Annotated in this window: 14 protein-coding genes; 10 read left to right on the top strand and 4 right to left on the bottom strand. The window is 53.6% G+C overall.

Translation table 11 applies throughout. The features are described 5' to 3' along the window. Positions 1-25 precede the first annotated feature (25 nt). The 8 genes from LZ463_RS17655 (at position 26) to LZ463_RS17690 (ending at position 8,569) form a co-directional block, all read left to right on the top strand. The gene (locus LZ463_RS17655) at positions 26-1,267 is read left to right on the top strand and encodes a CaiB/BaiF CoA transferase family protein (protein ID WP_241457131.1); all 1,242 of its coding nucleotides are present in this window, start codon (positions 26-28) and stop codon (positions 1,265-1,267) included. 122 nt (positions 1,268-1,389) lie between these two features. Continuing rightward, positions 1,390-2,529 carry a sensor histidine kinase gene (locus LZ463_RS17660; protein ID WP_241457132.1) on the top strand — a complete coding sequence of 380 codons (1,140 nt, stop codon included), beginning with the start codon at positions 1,390-1,392 and terminating at the stop codon, positions 2,527-2,529. Positions 2,530-2,534: 5 nt separating this feature from the next. Continuing rightward, entirely contained in the window at positions 2,535-3,353 is an 819-nt protein-coding gene (locus tag LZ463_RS17665) for a LytR/AlgR family response regulator transcription factor (RefSeq protein ID WP_241457133.1), read from the top strand. Between the two features lie 36 nt (positions 3,354-3,389). Further along, positions 3,390-3,869, top strand: coding sequence for a GNAT family N-acetyltransferase (locus tag LZ463_RS17670; protein WP_241457134.1), 480 nt, complete (start codon positions 3,390-3,392; stop codon positions 3,867-3,869). Between the two features lie 48 nt (positions 3,870-3,917). Then, a complete protein-coding gene (locus LZ463_RS17675; protein WP_241457135.1) occupies positions 3,918-4,820 on the top strand; it encodes a sulfurtransferase in 903 nt (300 codons plus the stop codon). A 207-nt stretch (positions 4,821-5,027) separates the two neighbouring features. Further along, positions 5,028-7,088, top strand: a complete 2,061-nt coding sequence (locus LZ463_RS17680) for a M13 family metallopeptidase (RefSeq protein WP_241457136.1) — start codon at positions 5,028-5,030, stop codon at positions 7,086-7,088. 213 nt (positions 7,089-7,301) lie between these two features. After that, on the top strand, positions 7,302-7,730 hold the full coding sequence (locus LZ463_RS17685; RefSeq protein ID WP_241457137.1) for a hypothetical protein: 429 nt from the start codon (positions 7,302-7,304) through the stop codon (positions 7,728-7,730). Positions 7,731-7,741: 11 nt separating this feature from the next. Further along, entirely contained in the window at positions 7,742-8,569 is an 828-nt protein-coding gene (locus tag LZ463_RS17690) for a DUF2145 domain-containing protein (protein ID WP_241457138.1), read from the top strand. 25 nt (positions 8,570-8,594) lie between these two features. Here LZ463_RS17690 and LZ463_RS17695 read toward each other — a convergent pair whose 3' ends face one another. Further along, on the bottom strand, positions 8,595-9,473 hold the full coding sequence (locus LZ463_RS17695) for a LysR family transcriptional regulator (RefSeq protein ID WP_241457139.1): 879 nt from the start codon (positions 9,471-9,473) through the stop codon (positions 8,595-8,597). Between the two features lie 109 nt (positions 9,474-9,582). On the opposite strand from LZ463_RS17695, the gene LZ463_RS17700 reads away from it, so the two are divergent. Both LZ463_RS17700 and LZ463_RS17705 read left to right on the top strand, forming a co-directional pair. Then, the gene (locus tag LZ463_RS17700) at positions 9,583-10,566 is read left to right on the top strand and encodes a zinc-binding dehydrogenase (RefSeq protein WP_241457140.1); all 984 of its coding nucleotides are present in this window, start codon (positions 9,583-9,585) and stop codon (positions 10,564-10,566) included. A 286-nt stretch (positions 10,567-10,852) separates the two neighbouring features. Beyond that, positions 10,853-12,535 carry a long-chain-fatty-acid--CoA ligase gene (locus tag LZ463_RS17705; protein WP_241457141.1) on the top strand — a complete coding sequence of 561 codons (1,683 nt, stop codon included), beginning with the start codon at positions 10,853-10,855 and terminating at the stop codon, positions 12,533-12,535. Positions 12,536-12,612: 77 nt separating this feature from the next. Here the strand turns inward: LZ463_RS17705 and LZ463_RS17710 are convergent, their stop codons facing one another. The 3 genes from LZ463_RS17710 to LZ463_RS17720 form a co-directional block, all read right to left on the bottom strand. Further along, positions 12,613-13,071 carry an HIT family protein gene (locus LZ463_RS17710; protein ID WP_241457142.1) on the bottom strand — a complete coding sequence of 153 codons (459 nt, stop codon included), beginning with the start codon at positions 13,069-13,071 and terminating at the stop codon, positions 12,613-12,615. 86 nt (positions 13,072-13,157) lie between these two features. Continuing rightward, entirely contained in the window at positions 13,158-14,795 is a 1,638-nt protein-coding gene (locus LZ463_RS17715) for an amino acid adenylation domain-containing protein (RefSeq protein ID WP_241457143.1), read from the bottom strand. A 114-nt stretch (positions 14,796-14,909) separates the two neighbouring features. After that, the gene (locus tag LZ463_RS17720; protein ID WP_241457144.1) at positions 14,910-16,979 is read right to left on the bottom strand and encodes an alpha/beta fold hydrolase; all 2,070 of its coding nucleotides are present in this window, start codon (positions 16,977-16,979) and stop codon (positions 14,910-14,912) included. Positions 16,980-17,047: the final 68 nt, after the last annotated feature.

Below are 17,047 nucleotides of genomic sequence, written 5' to 3' on the forward strand. Positions count from 1 at the left end.
TAAACAATAATAAGGATAATCGAAGATGTCGATATCACCGCAACAAAAAACCTCTCTGGGCCATATCCGCGTACTGGACCTGACGCGGGTGCTGGCCGGTCCCTGGTGCGCACAAAACCTGGCTGACCTTGGCGCAAACGTAATCAAGGTGGAGCGGCCAGGCAGCGGCGATGATACCCGTAGCTGGGGGCCGCCTTACCTGCGCGACCAGGACGGCAATAACACCAGTGAAGCAGCCTATTACCTGGCCGCCAATCGCGGCAAACAGGCCATCACCGTCGATATTGCTACACCAGAAGGGCAGCAGATCATCCGTGAACTGGCTGCCAAGTCTGACGTCGTACTGGAAAACTACAAGGTAGGCCAGTTGAAAAAATATGGCCTTGATTACGCATCGTTGAAACTGCTCAAACCTGACCTGGTGTATTGCTCGATTACCGGCTTTGGCCAGGATGGGCCCTATGCCCACCGCGCCGGTTATGACTTTATCGTGCAGGGCATGGGCGGCTTCATGTCGCTGACCGGTGAGCGTGACGACCTGCCTGGCGGCGGTCCGCAAAAAGCCGGTGTCGCCATCGCCGACCTGATGACGGGCATGTATTCCACCATTGCCGTCATGGCTGCCCTGACGCACAGGGACAGGACCGGAGAAGGCCAGTACATCGACATGGCCCTGCTCGATGTGCAGGTGGCCATGCTGGCCAACATGAACATGAACTACCTGACCAGCGGCAATGCGCCTAAACGCTGGGGCAATGCCCACCCGAATATCGTGCCCTACCAGACCTTTGCCACGTCTGACGGCCATATCATCGTGGCGGCAGGCAATGACGGTCAGTACAGGAAGTTTGTGCAGATAGGCGGCCAGCCAGAGCTGGCCGATGATGTCCGTTTTGCCACCAACCCAGCCAGGGTGGAACATCGCGACATCCTGGTCCCTGTCCTGGCAGACATGGTCAGGCGCAAAAGCAAACAGGACTGGATCAGCCTGCTGGAGGAAGCCGGTGTACCCTGCGGCCCCATCAACCGCCTCGATGAAGTATTCGCCGACCCGCAGGTCGTGGCGCGCAACATGAAGATCAGTGTGCCCCATCCTGCCGCTGGCCAGGTGGACTTGCTGGCCAGTCCGATGAAGCTGTCAGTGACTCCCACCACCACGCCCGGCGCACCGCCCTTGCTGGGCCAGCACACACAAACCGTGCTGAACGAACTGCTGGGCTACGGGCAAGAGCAAATCAATTCACTGAAAAGCAAAGGTGTCATTTAACCGTTGACGTCGTGTTTTGCAGCCCTGGCGACATAAAACCAGGGCTTTATCCTAAAACCATGTAACCTGACCCATTGAACCCGTTAAGCTTATGCATATCCTCCCGTGACCTGGCCCCGGAAATGATCAAACATTCTTATCAGCACCTGCAATCTACCCTGTTTTCAAAACTATCGGAGAAATGGCAGAACCGTATCCGCACGGTACTGTCCGACATGCCACGCCTGATGGGCATCAATATTGCCTGCGGCTTTGCCGTCACCTATGTACTGCGTACCGGCGGTGGCCTGCTGGAAAACATGGTGGTTTCCATGTTCATCGGCTTTTCTGCCTACACACTGATCAAAGGTGTCAAATACCTGATCTGGGGCGACAAAGAGCCGCACTTCATCGGCTTTTACCTGATGTGCGTGCTGGTTGCACCGCTGGCCTTTTTCAGCGGCCTGATACTGGCATCCTTCATCTTCAATTACCCGACCAGCAGCATTATTCACTTCCGCTGGAACCATATCAGCAATTTCGTCATCATGACCAGCATCGTCAGCCTGGTCGCTGCCTGGTCTTTCTGGAATCGCATCAAGATGTCTGAACTGGTGGCTGCGGCCGAGGCGGAAAAAGCCAAGAATGCCGCCATAGAGAAACAGGCCCTGCAGGCACAATTGCAAATGCTGCAGGCACAGATTGAACCACACATGCTGTTCAATACCCTGGCCAATCTGCAAGGTCTGATCGCCATTGACCCGGACCGTGCCCAGCACATGCTGGCGCAACTGATTGTTTATCTGCGCAATACCCTGAGTTCTTCCCGCGCAGAACAGACCAGCCTGAAGCAGGAATTCGCCCTGATGCAGGCCTATCTGGAATTGCTGGCCATACGCATGGGCAAACGCCTGCAATATACCCTGGACCTGCCTGATGAATTGCAGCAGACCAGCATCGCCCCCATGCTCTTGCAACCCCTGGTGGAGAACGCCATCAAGCATGGTCTGGAACCGAAAATGGAAGGCGGCAGTATTCATGTCGTCGCCGAAGTCCTGACAGAAAAACAGACGCGCCATCTGCATATAAAAATCATCGATACCGGGCTGGGCCTGCCATTCAATTACGATAATGCCCATGTCGCCAGTGCAGACGGTCAACATGTCGGCAACGCCAATATCCGTGACCGCCTGCTGGCCCTGTATGGCCCTGGCGCCAGCCTGACCCTGACCGCCAACCAGCCTGAGGGCGCAATTGCCCATTTGATTATCCCTTTACCATAATTGCCATGACGACCAAACGCGCCCTGATCGCTGAAGATGAACCCATACTCGCCCTGACCCTGCAAAAAATGCTGGGCAAACTCTGGCCCGACCTGGGCATCTGCGCCCTGGCCGAGAATGGTGTGCAGGCCGTGCAGGAGGCCTTGGTGCAATTACCGGACATTCTCTTCCTCGATATCAAGATGCCGGGCAAAACCGGGCTGGAAGTCGCACAGGAACTGGCGGAAGAATGGCCGGACCAGAAGCCCTTTCCCCTGATCGTGTATGTAACTGCCTACGACGAATATGCCGTCGAAGCATTCGAGCACTCTGCCTCGGACTATGTGCTGAAACCCATCAGCGAAGAGCGGCTGGGCAAAACCGTGCAAAGATTGCAGGCGCGTCTGGCTGACGGCCCGCAAAGACCAAATGAACTGGAACGTGTACTCGAACAGCTGCGCCATCTGGTGCCAGGTCAGGCCTCCCAGCCTGCGAGTTTCCAGGCCGCACAGTCACCAGAACGCCTGCGCATCATACGCGCCGCCGTCGGCAACCAGATACGCATGATCAATGTTGACGATGTACTGTATTTTGAAGCAACCGACAAATACATCAACGTCGTCACGAAAGAGCATTCATCCCTGATACGCAGCAGCCTGCGTGAGCTGTTGCCGCAACTCGACAGCAGCATCTTCTGGCAAATCCACCGAAGCACAGTGGTCAACACCCTGCATATCCATATTGCCAACAAGGATGAGACCGGCAAGATCACCCTGAAGCTCAAAGGCAGTGAAGACAAACTGCAAGTCAGCAGGGTCTATGCACACTTGTTCAGACAGATGTAAGCTATCTGGTTTGACACCAACCAGACAGAAACAGGCATGAGTACAGACAAAGGTTTAAACAATTTACAATGGCAATGCGCCAGCTTCGATGAATTAAGCAATTTGCAACTGCATGCCATTTACCAGGCGCGTTCTGCCGTATTTGTGATTGAACAAAATTGCGTGTATCAGGACGTGGATGGCAAAGACCCCATTTCGCATCACCTGACTGCCTGGACAGCAGAGGGCGAAGTGGCGGCCTACCTGCGCATCGTCCCTGCCGGTATCAGCTTTGATGAAGCCTCGCTTGGACGTGTCATCAGCAGCAAGAACTGGCGCGGTACCGGTGTTGGCAAAGCTTTAATTGCCAATGGCATCAAGGCTCTGCATGCGCTCTACCCTGCTGCCAATATACGCATTGGCGCTCAGGCCTACCTTGAAAAATTCTATGGCAGTTTCGGTTTTGAGAGGGTTTCTGACATCTACCTCGAAGACGATATTCCCCACATCGAGATGCTGTTGGTCGCAAAAACCTGAGCAAATCGCTTATAATGCTGCCAAATCAATGACTTACTGAATTTCATCATGCCTGCTGTACTACAAACGCCCGATAAACCTTACGTCAATATCTCTGCCTACAAGTTCATCACTTTCAATGACACGGCTGAAAAACGCCAGGTGTTTCTGGACAAATGCAAAGAACTGAACCTGAAAGGTACGGTCCTGCTGACGCCGGAAGGTATCAATATGTTCCTGGCCGGGTTGCGTCATGAAATCGACGCCTATATGGACTGGCTGCATCAGGACCCGCGTTTTGCAGATGTGGTTGCCAAAGAAAGTTTCTCTGACCGCCAGCCTTTCACCAAACTGCTGGTCAAGCTCAAGGCAGAAATCATCACCATGCGCATGCCGCTGATCAAGCCTGAAGATGGCCGCGCTCCTGCTGTTGACGCCCATACCCTGAAACGCTGGCTGGACCAGGGTCATGATGACAATGGCAAGCCCGTGGTCATGGTCGATACCCGCAATGATTTTGAAGTCGATGTAGGCAGTTTTGACAATACTATCGATTACCGTATTAGCAAGTTCACCGAGTTCCCGGCCGTCATTGAAGCCAATCGCGATGCCTTGAATGACAAGACAGTCGTGACCTTCTGCACCGGTGGCATACGCTGTGAAAAAGCCGCCATCCACATGCAGAATGTCGGCTTTGACAGCGTGTACCAGCTCGAAGGCGGCATCCTCAAATACTTTGAAGAAGTCGGCGGTGATCACTACCATGGCGACTGCTTTGTGTTTGATTACCGCACGGCATTGAACCCGCAGCTGGAAGCCACCGATACCAAGCAGTGCTTTGCCTGCCGTGCCGTCGTCACACCACGCGAGCAACTGTCGCCGTGGTATGTCGTCGGCAAATCCTGTCCGCACTGCAAGAAAGAATCAAGCACAGCAGATACCGCGGTAGTCACCGAAGCAGCCGCTGGCTAATTTACCCGCTCTTGCATTCTTGCTACAGAAAGCGCATTTTGTCTGGTACAAAATGCGCTTTTGCCGTTTTTAAGCTGCCCTGCCGGAACTTGAATCACAGTTTCCAGTCTATTCAGTTCTACAATACTGACAAAATGCTGGCATCTATTGCCGTATTCACTACGGCACATTGCCTTGCATGCCACACATCAAAATTCAGGGACTACAATGAAACGTTTATTACTCAGCACTCTTACCCTCAGCCTGCTGGCCAGTGTCAGCCATGCTGCCGACAGCACTGCCCCCCAGGCTGCCGTCACAGCCAGCGCCACAGGTTCTGGCATTCAGCCGGAAAACATGGACAAGACCGTGCGAGCCCAGGATGATTTCTATCGTTATGCCCAGGGTGGCTGGCTGAAAGCCAATGAGATACCGGCAGACAAATCTGACTGGGGCACCTTCATGAAGGCACGCGAGGATGTACAACAGCAATTGCGCAGCGTGGTTGAAAGTGCCGCCAATGACAACAAGAAGGTCACCGGTTCAGACACCCAGAAAATCGGCGATCTTTACCTGAGCTTCATGGATGTCAAAAAACTCGATGCCCTCGGCGTCAATGCACTGAAAGCAGAGTTGAGACAGATAACAGAAATGCCCAACAAACGCGCCATCCCCAGCCTGATTGCGCATTTTCACAAGATTGGTGTTTCTACGCCTGTACGTGTCAGCATTCACCAGGACAGCAAGGACTCCAGCCAGTATGCCGTTGGCGTCTCACAAGGTGGCCTGGGCTTGCCAAACCGTGATTATTACCTGAACCAGAACGATGCCAAGATGGCCGACATCCGCGCCAAATACAAGGCGCACATAGAAAAAATGCTGACCCTGGCTGGTCTGAAAAATGCTGAAACGCACGCACAGAACATCATCGCCCTGGAAACAGAACTGGCAAAAGTACAGTGGGCGCCGGTGGAAAACCGTAACCCGCTCAAGACCTATAACAAGATTGCACTTGACGAACTCAACCGCACTACCCCCGCCTTCAACTGGACTGTTTATCTGCAAGGCGCCGGAATGTACGGTAAAGTCAAAGAACTGATCGTGCAGCAGCCGAGCTTTATCAAGGGCTTTGACGACAATATCAATAATTTCTCGCTTGATATATGGAAGTCTTATTTTACCTGGCACCTGATACGTTCCTATGCGTCGCTGCTGTCCACCGATTTTGCCAATGAAGATTTTGCTTTCAACGGCAATATCATCGCCGGCACCAAGGAAAACCGCAGTCGTGACAAACGCGGCATCGCACTGGTCGACCAGGTGCTTGGTGAGGCTGTCGGCAAGTCTTATGTGGAAAAATATTTTTCGCCGGAAGTCAAACAGCGCACCGAGAAAATGGTGAAATATTTCTTACTGGCCTTCAAGCAAAGCATCGATACCCTGGACTGGATGAGCCCTGAGACCAAGCAACAGGCGCAGATCAAATTGTCCAAGATCAGTGTCAAGATCGGCTACCCCAGCAAGTGGGAAGATTACTCCAGCCTGACCATACGCAATGATGACCTGGTCGGCAATATCATGCGCGCACGCAGCCTGGCCCATGCCAAGGAAGTAGCCAAACTGGGCAAACCCATAGACCGTGAAGAATGGCATATGACGCCACAAACCGTGAATGCCTATTACAGCCCCGAAATGAACGAAATCGTCTTCCCCGCTGCACGCCTGCGCTCACCGCTGTTTGACGTGAATGCAGAAGACGCCTTCAATTACGGCGCACTCGGCATTTCCATCGGCCATGAAATCAGCCATGCCTTTGATGATCAGGGTTCACAATATGATGGCGACGGCAATCTGCGCAACTGGTGGACTGCCGAGGACAAAGAAAAATTCAAGAGCAAGACCAAAATCCTGGTCGAACAATACAATGGTTACAGCCCCGTCCCCGGCAATTACCTCAATGGCGAACTGACACTGGGTGAAAACATTGCTGACAATGCCGGACTGGTCATGGCCATGCGCGCCTACAAACTGTCACTGGAAGGCAAACCAGCCCCGGTGATTGATGGCTGGACTGCCGAACAACGCCTGTTCATGGGGCTGGCGCAGGCCAGACGTGGCAAATCACGCGAACAGCGCGCCCTGACCCTGATCAAGGTAGACCCGCATTCGCCTGGTGAATTCCGCGTCAATGGCAGCCTGGTCAACCATCCTGATTTTTATTCTTCGTTTGATGTCAAACCGGGTGACAAGATGTACCTGACACCGGACAAACGCGTCAGTATCTGGTAAGTCTGCCTTAGCCAGACAAGAGCCCGCATTCGGCAACAAGTATTGCTAACCGAATGCGGGCTTTTTGTTTTTTAATTAAAAACCAACATTTGGGTAAAATGGTATTATCTTTTACCACTTTGCCTGTAAAAAACTGCGACGAATTATAACTTGCTTGCAGATTTGTGATTTCATCGTAAAGTGGATTCAGTTTTATTCAACTCTGGAGACTTCATGTTGGTAATCAAGAAAATCGCCCTGGTCACGGCACTCTTTGCGGCAAGCACCCTGCCTTTGGCTGCACAGGCGGGCACTGGCTGCCTGTCCTGCGGTACCTCAAATGGTTCGGAAGCCTTGTCGCTGGGTGTAGGCATCGTCGTCCTGGGCAGCATGTCCATGGTGGCAGGCTCCGGCCAGGTTGTGGTGGATACGGTCAAGACCGCTGCAGACGGCGTCACCATCGTATTGAAAGGCTCGACAGAAGCCGCCAGCACCACCATCAAATTATCGGGTAAGGGTCTGGAAAAACTGGCCCTGGTCAGTGGTGCGGTCATTGAAGTCAGCGCCACGACCACCGGTTACCTGCTGGTCAGCGCTGGCAAGGCCCTGGCCTTCATACCAAATGAAATCGGTTCTGCCCTGTTGCACCACAATAAAGTCTGAACAGGAAATCCATGATAGCCAACCTGCTACCTGCCCTGATGAGACAGGGTAAAGTCCACCATCTTTTCCTGGTCATCATGGTCGCAGGTCTGGCATTCAGCGGTACCGCATTTGCCGGGCGCCCATGCGATGAAACTGCACATGACGCCAACAAAGTCATGCAGGCGCTGGAATTTGCCAACAAGACCAAACTCAGGCTCGACGATATCAAGCCTGATGTCGCCATCATCGCCAGAGTTGGGCAGGATCTGTCGAAATACAAGCTGCGCTACTCCCATCTGGGGCTGGTCGAGCACCTGCCTGATGGCAGCTGGTCGGTCATGCATGAACTCAATGATTGCGGCACTGCCACTTCCAACCTGTTCAGGGAAGGCCTGGGCAACTTCTTCCTTGATGACATGTTCTCCTTTGAAACCCTGATCCTTGTCCCCAGTCCTGAGCTGCAAGCCAGGATACTGCAGGTGATGGGTGATGGTCGTGCAAAGAACCTGCATGCAGCTCGCTATAACATGCTGTCCTATGCGTTTTCCACCACCTATCAGAATTCCAATCAATGGGCGCTGGAAGTGCTGGCTGCCGCCCAGGCAAATGATTTCAGGATAGAGAACCGCAGCCAGGCACAGGCCTGGCTGAAGTCAGCATCCTATCAGCCAGACACCCTGAACATTCCGGCACTGACCAGGCTGGGTGCGCGCATGTTCCGCGCCAATGTGGCGTTTGATGACCATCCCTTTGACCGGCGCATGGCCGGACAGATAGACACGGTGACGGTGGAATCCATCGTCCGCTTCATGACGGCCAGAGACCCCAGGGCACAGAAAATCGTGCTCAGCCAATAGCCCTGAACAGGCATCGTCGCCAGAATCAGGATTGCAGGTATTCCCACAAGCGGCCCGCTACCGGCCCGTGCATGACGTCGCTGCGACGGGCTGCCACCAGTCGCAATTGACTCTCCTTGAAATAGCGGCCGCGTATCGACAGCAGTCTGCCGTCCGCAAGCTCATCCTGCACCAGATGATAAGGCATGTTGCCCCAGCCCATGCCTTGCAGGATCAGTTCCTTTTTCATGAACTGGTCACTGACTGTCCAGCTATGGGCGCCCGGTATCAGATGATATTCGCGGTGCTGTGTATGAGTAGCGGTGTCACGCAAGATGCACTGCACATAGTCGCGCATCTGTTCAGGTGTGATCGCACCATGGATGGCAAATCTTAAAAAGCCTGGCGCCACGACCGGCACCAGTTTCACCTTGCCCAGCCTGATGAATTCCATGCGCGCATCGGCCTCATCGATATGATGCAGGATCAGGTCAGCCTCACCATCCATCAGGCGCTCGACCGGGCCGGTCAGTGTCTCGAACTGTAAATGCAGGCGTGTGGCGGGGCAATCATCAAAGAATCGTTTCAACCTGGCCAGCATGTCGGGCAGATGACACAGGTCGCCGATGACGACACGTAGCTCCGTCTCTTCCCCCGCCGCCAGGAACTGCGCATGCTTTTGCAAGGCCGCGACATTATCCAGTACCTGCCTGGCCTTGAGATGAAATGACTTGCCTTCTGTCGTCAGGCTGACGCGATAGCCACTACGATCAAGCAAGCGCAGGCCCAGGCGGCTTTCCAGGTTCTTGATGGCATTGAAGACCGTGGGATGGGTGCGATGCAATCTGTCAGCCGCCGCCTGGAAACTCCCTTCTTCCACGACCGCATTCAGACAAAGCAGTTCTTGCAGGCTCAGGTCATTCATTTTCTTTGTAATTAATATCTACATTAATTGTAATTATTTTGTAATTTTAATCTACATATTTAAAAAATACACTGCTCTTCACTTTTCAACCACATGAAGGAGTCAATTAATGCGAGCAATCATCATCAAGCAATACGGCGGTACAGAGCAACTGGATATACAGGAGCTGCCAATACCAGCCCCCAATCCCGGGCAGGTGCTGATACAGGTAAAAGCCTTTGGCCTGAACCGTGCTGAACTCTATATGCGCCAGGGGAGCTGGGGCGATGTCGCCAGGGTCAGTGGCATAGAATGCACTGGCGTGGTTGCCGAAGACCCAAGCGGCCGCTGGCAGCAAGGCCAGAAAGTGCTCGCCCTGATGGGCGGCATGGGGCGCAGTATCAATGGCAGCTATGCCGAATACACTTGTGTCCCGGCCAGCAATGTCGTTGCCGTGGAAACCGGCATGTCGTGGGAAAGCCTGGCCGCCCTGCCCGAATCCTATGCCACCGCCTGGAGCTGCCTGCATGGCAGCCTGGATATACAGCCGGGGCAGACATTGTTGATACGTGGCGCCAGTTCTGCCTTGGGGCAAGCCGCCATCAATATCGCAGCCAATGCCGGTGTCAGCATCATCGCCACCACCCGCTCACCGGAGAAGGCAGAGCAGCTGACATCCCTTGGTGCAAGACAAGTCATACTGGAGCGAGGTCAGATTACCCAGGACATCCGTGACCTGTACCCACAGGGCCTCGATGCTGTGCTCGACCTGATTGGCAACAGCAGCATACTTGATAGCCTGCGCAGTCTTAAACGATATGGCCGCGCCTGCCTGGCCGGTTTCTTAGGAGGTCCGGCGCCGATTGCCGACTTCAATCCCATCCGTGACATGCCCTGCGATGTCTACCTGAGTTTCTTTGCCAGCTTCATGCTGGGGACACCTGAATATCCGCTGTCGGCCATCCCTTTTCAAGAGATCATACAGCTTGCTGAAAAAGGCACTTACCAGGCCGCTCCAGCAGGCGTGTTTGAGTTTGAACAGATACGCACAGCGCACGAAATGATGGAAGCCTCCGTTGCCAGGGGCAAACTGGTCGTCAGGATCAACACATAAAAAACAACAGCGCCAGCCTGTCTCGGCGACTTGCTGGCAGCTGTTTAAAACAATCTCTCTCACAGCTGGACGATGGAGGAGAAACCACAAATGTATCGATTAGTGGACTTATTCAAATGTCAGCTTTAAGTCTTGCCTGCGATTCCCCTGCCCGTTAGCATGGGCAGAAAATAATAATAAGTTTGCAAATATCAGAATGCCGCCAGCGCGCATTGTGTGCGCATGCAGTGTGCACATCATGCCTGGCGCGACCCGATTTTTATAAAACCAGAGACAAAGGTAAAGCATGGAAAAGTTTTGGCTGCAATCCTACCCCCAGGGTGTTCCCTCAGAAATCGACTACAAACAATACAGCTCACTCGTGCACTTGCTGGAAGAATCTTTCCAGAAATATGCAGACCGTAAAGCCTATGTCTGCATGGACAAATACCTGAGCTATGCCGAGGTCGATGGCCTGTCGAAAAAATTTGCAGCCTGGCTGCAAAGCAAGGGCCTGGAAAAAGGGGCGAGGGTCGCCATCATGATGCCCAACATCCTGCAATACCCTGTAGCAGTCGCCGCAGTCTTGCGAGCTGGCTATGTGGTAGTCAATGTCAACCCCTTATATACGCCGCGCGAACTGGAACATCAGCTCAATGATTCGGGGGCAGAAGCCATCATCATCCTGGAAAATTTCGCTACCACGCTGCAACAGGTATTGAGCAAAACCAGGATCAAACATGTGATCGTGACCAGCATGGGCGAGCTGATGGGCGGCGTCAAAGGCCTGGTCGTCAATTTCGCCGTACGCCATATCAAGAAAATGGTGCCGGAATTCTCGCTCCCGACAGCCATCAGTTTCAAACAGGTATTAGCAGAAGGCGCACGCCTGCAATTGCAGACGGTCAAGATTACCCATGATGATGTCGCCTTCCTGCAATATACCGGCGGTACGACAGGTGTATCCAAGGGCGCCACACTGACACATCGCAATGTGACGGCCAATGTACTGCAAAACGAAGCATGGGCGCAACCTGCGCTGAACCGGGCGCCCAAGGTAGAGTCCATGACCATCGTCTGCGCCCTGCCCCTGTACCATATCTTTGCGCTGACCAGTTGCTACCTGATGGGCGCACGCCTGGGCGGCATGAATATCCTGATCCCCAATCCGCGTGATATTCCCGGCCTGGTCAAGACACTCTCGGCACATAAGATCAGCATGCTGCCCGCCGTCAATACGCTCTACAACGGTTTGCTCAACAATACTGATTTCGCCAAACTCGATTTTTCTTTACTGAAAGCCTGCAATGGCGGCGGCACTGCTGTACAACCCGCAGTGGCCGAACGCTGGAAAAAGGTGACAGGTTGCCCCATCATCGAAGGCTATGGCATGTCAGAGACGTCTCCTGTTGCCACCTGCAATCCTACGGATACCAGTGATTTCAGCGGCACCATAGGCCTGCCCCTGCCATCAACAGAGATTGCCATTCTTGACGACCATGGCCAGCCGGTGGCGCTCGGTGAATCTGGTGAAATCGCCATACGCGGCCCACAAACCATGACGGGTTACTGGAACCGCCCCGATGAAACCGAAAAGGTCATGACGCCAGATGGTTTTTTCAAATCCGGCGATATCGGCATCATGGAAGCCAATGGTTATATCCGCGTTGTTGACCGCAAGAAGGACATGATCCTGGTATCCGGCTTCAATGTATATCCAAATGAAATTGAAGGTGTGGTGGCGGGCCACCCCGGTGTGCTGGAGTGCGCCTGTATCGGTGTGCCAGATGCCAATTCAGGTGAAGCCGTCAAACTGTATGTCGTCAAGAAAGACCAGCGACTGACTGATGAAATGCTGATGAGCTATTGCAAGGAACAACTGACTTCGTACAAGAAACCCAAGTACATCGAGTTCCGTACCGAGCTGCCAAAGTCCAACGTAGGCAAGATCTTGCGACGTGAATTGCGCGACGAGAAAAAAGCAGCCTGATAGCCCAGTTGCCAGGCCACCAGATTGGCGCGGCATTACTCATGAAAAACGCCTGCATAGCCAGGCGTTTTTTTTCGCTATGCAGCCGACTTGATCAATGCCTGCCAGCGCGCTGCCTGCTGGGACAGTCGCTTGTTACGCCCTATATATGACCACGGATTGATGAAGCGTGTCAGATAGCGCCACACCATCAAGGCAGTATCCCCCTTGCGACGCGGGATGACATGCAGGTGTACATGGGCGACATGCTGGTTGGCTGCCTTGCCATTATTGAGCAAGACAGCCGTTGCTTCACTCTCGCCACCCAGGCGCAACGCCGATGAGAACCGGCTGCCCATGGCAAACAGATGCGCCACCGTCTCTGCAGGTAATTCTTCTATATGCTGCTGATGTTGCGATGGAATGACCAGCAAATGTCCGCGCGTCAATGGAAAGGCATCAAGTATGGCAATACAATGCTCGTCGCGATACACCACCGCTGCTGCGCTGCGTCCGTCCAGTATTTCACAAAATATGCATGCATGTTTGTCAGCCACATTCCCTCCTTGTTGTACGTCACGCCCTGTCCATGAAAAAACCCGCCACGCAGGACGGGTTCGTATCCTGTTATCTGGTTCAGAGATCAGGGTCCCGGTATGGCTTTTTCCAATTGCTGTCCATTGCTGTCTTTTGCCAGTTTTTGCAGGGCAGGATAATCAATCTTGCCATTGGCATTGAATGGCATCTTGCGCAATTCAATCACGTCCTGCGGCACCATATAGGCAGGCAGATGCAAAGTACAGGCCTTGAGTATGTCTCTTGATGATATGGTAAAACCACAGCCATAGGCAAGCAGCCCCTGCACACTGCCATCGTCCGCCACGGGCCATGGAACAACGGCAACCAGGTCAGAGCCGCCCAGGCGGCGTATCACGGCTTCCACTTCCTGGACCTCTACCCGGTAACCGCGAATCTTGACCTGGTTATCGATACGACCGCAATACAGCAAACCAGCATGCACATCGATGCAAGCCAGGTCACCGGTACGATACCAGCGCTGTGCCAGCCTGCCTTCAAAACGCAGATTGAGAAAGCGCTGACGCGTCAGCTCGGCATTTTCCCAATACGACTGGGCCAATTGTGACCCGCCCAGGTACAATTCGCCGATCTCACCATCCGCAACAGGCTGGAATTGCTCATTGAGGATGATGGTTTCCTGCCCCGGCAAAGGCTGGCCTATGGGAACGACGGGCAAGGCTGCAATACGTGCGTCATCTGCCGGGTAGGGGTAAACGGTAAAGGCGATGGTTGCCTCGGTCGGTCCATAAAGATTTTCCACGATGGAATTGGGGGCTGCCGGCCGCCAGTCCTTCACCAGGCTGGTCGGCAGTGCCTCACCACAAAACAGCGTGCACCTCAGGCTGGGCAGCGTATCCGGGCGCAAGGCGTTATAGCGTTTCAGACAGGCAGCCAGGGAAGGCACGGAAAACCAGTGCGTTAACTCATGTTGCTGCACAAACTTGAGCGGCATCATCATCACTTTGGCTGGCACACTGTACAAGCAGGCGCCTGCGCTCAGACTGACAAAAACATCATGCACGGACAAATCAAAGGTAAAGTCAAAAAACTGCGTGAAACGGTCACCCGGCCCCGGCTGGTATCTGGCAATAATACTGGCGACATAGGTACTGGCATTGTCGTTCGTTACCGCCACCCCTTTGGGCAAACCTGTACTGCCTGAGGTAAACAGGATATAGGCAACAGGATTGGCTTTCACTGGCAATCCCAGCGTGGCCACGTCTGCGTCGGCCATCTGCCGCCTGAGAATATAAGTGTGCTGGCTGGCGCTGGCCGCCCATACCGGCAAGATCTCGGTCTCCGGCATGATCACCGTGAGCGGATCAGGGTAGGCTTGCAACAAGTCTTTGGCTGCATCCATGGAACGCTCGTCAACGACGATGGATGTGGATGAAGACAATTCCACCATGCGCAAATTCCGCTGCACGGGAAATTTGGCATTCAAGGGCACATAGCTCATACCGGCCAGCAAACTGCCGAGCACAGAAGCATAGGCCGTGACACTGCGGTCAACCAGCAGGGCGCAGCGTTGTTTACTGCAATCCTTGTTTTCACGTGTCAGTGTACGGGTAATCCTGGCAACCCGCAGCAGCAATTCCGCATAGGTGTATACCTGCTCGTCGACCCACAAGGCATTGCTGTTAGCTTGACTTCTGGCGGCGTCAAGAAAGCCTGCGACCAGTAATTTCCGTTCTTTCTTCATATAAAACCCTCCCCCTGGCCATTGCCAAGGCCATAGTTCTCTAGCATGGACATCGTTGCAGCAATACCCTGTCACCAATCCGGACAGGGCATCCCCATCATCACCCGGGAGAAATCAGTTCACGCTCAATGCATCCGCAGACTGGTGCTGATGCTGCGCGACGAATTGCCTGATCATGGTCGCCAGGTCTTCATCATAAAAATGCGAGAAGTGGTCACCATTTTCATCAAAAGACAATACGCCCTGCTTCAGACCAGCGACCAGGAAGCGCCCGACATCCGCATGGGTGACCAGGTCTTTGCCGCCGACATGCACCAGTACCGGATGCGGGATATCCGCCGTCCAGGCGTCGTCCCTTTCATTGAACAGGCCATTCATCATATTGGCGTAGCGGAACAGCGACTCCGGGGTACGGAAAGGCACGCTGGTCATATACAGCAGGAAAGGATCGGTACTGGTCAGGATGGTCGAAATCATCTTGCGGTCTTCACCATCTTCCGACGTGGCATGGGCGCCATAAATCAGGTCGCAATACTTTTGGGCAAAGCGGTAGTTGGCCGCAATCTTGGGGAAGAGCGCGCGTATGTTCTTTTCAAAATCGGTGATCATGATCTTGTCAGAGGCTGGCAGGGAGACCCCGCCATTGAGCAATACCGCAGACGAAATACGTTCGGGGAAAGCAGCCATGCTGCGCAGGCAAACCTGGGCGCCGCTGCTCCAGCCGGCAATGGCCGCTTTGGCTATGCCAAAGTGATCGAGTATCGCCACCATGTCTGTTGCATGGGTCAGCGAGTGGCATTTTTCCAGGTCAAAGTCGTGGGTAATGGCAGGTACCCAGCGGCTTTCCCAGGTAATGACGTGAAACTGGTCAGACAGACGTTGTGCCAGCGGGAACATAAAGTCGGATGGCATGCCATAAGCATTGGCCAGCACCAGCGCGGGCTTGTCGCTGCTGCCCAGGGTCAGCACACACAACTCCGTGCCGTCATTCGCTGTAACTTGTGTGCGGTTGAAGGTTGTGCCGTTCTTTTGTTCATCAAGCTCTTTGATAAAGGCTGTCAGGTAAGTGCCATAATCAGCCCAGCTCAAGCCCACATGCCTGGGCAGGCTACGGGCAAAGTTCTTGATGGTGCGGTAGTAGCCGCCATAAAACACCGTGCGCCTGTCAAACAGTTCTTCTATCGCGGTAGCCGGTGTATCGCGTTCAGGGACGAAATTGATGCTTTTCATGCCAAGTGCAGTATCAATTTTTTCCAGCATGGTCTTGACATTGAGGTCACTGGAATTGGTCAGGTGGTAGACCTTCTGGTCGCCAAAGCCAATATTGCTGAGGTAGATCATGTCGAACACGCATTGATCAACCGGCACCAGATTACCGGCAGCAGACAGATCGCCGATCAGGCGCAAAGGTGTCTGCAATTTGCTCAGAGTATCACGCAAACGATACATTTCCTGTGTCAGGCCGTAGATGCCAAAGCGCGTACCACCACTGCGACGTGAAGCCAGCGGCCCCATGATGATGGCGGGACGCAGGATGCGGTAATCGAGCCCGTTGGCATCGCAGTACCTGGCAACCTCATGCTCGCCTTCGTTCTTGCTACTCTCGTAGAAATTGTTGTAATCGATATCGACGGCATGCAGGCTCTCAGGTATTTCCCCGGCCATGCGACCCGACGTGTAGGCAGTAGAAATGTGCAGGTAATGTTTGCAATGGACACGGCGTGCCAGGTCCATTACATTCTGTGTGCCATTGATGTTGTGGTGGTAGATTTCTTCCTTGTGGCGATCTTCAAATTTCAGGCTGGCTGCACAGTGCCAGAATTCGCTGATGCCTGCAGCCATGAGTTTTTCCAGATCGCTTTTACTGATCGCGCACATGGTCTCGGTCATGTCACCGAGTATGTATTCCAGCTTGCTGTCGATGTCAGCCTTGGGAATGGGCTGGTTATAAGCCGAGGCACATACTGCCAGCGCCTCGTGCACGCGCTGCCTGGCATGCTCTTGCGATTCCCCCCTGACCAATACATAAATCTTGCCGCTCTGGCGCAAACGCCAGAACAGGAAATTACTGCCGAGAAAACCGGTAGCGCCGGTCAGGACGATATTTTTTGTCTCGTTGCGGTAACGCTTGGTCAGTTCCAGCAAGTCGCCATAGCGATAGTCATTCAGTTGGTGTTCCATCATGGTTTCCTTAATTTTCTTGTGTTGTATCTTATGTTGTATCTTGCATTGTCTTTTGTGATGCCGGCAGT

The organism is Undibacterium paludis (genome assembly GCF_022568815.1).
In the GTDB taxonomy this organism is placed as follows: Bacteria; Pseudomonadota; Gammaproteobacteria; order Burkholderiales; family Burkholderiaceae_D; genus Undibacterium.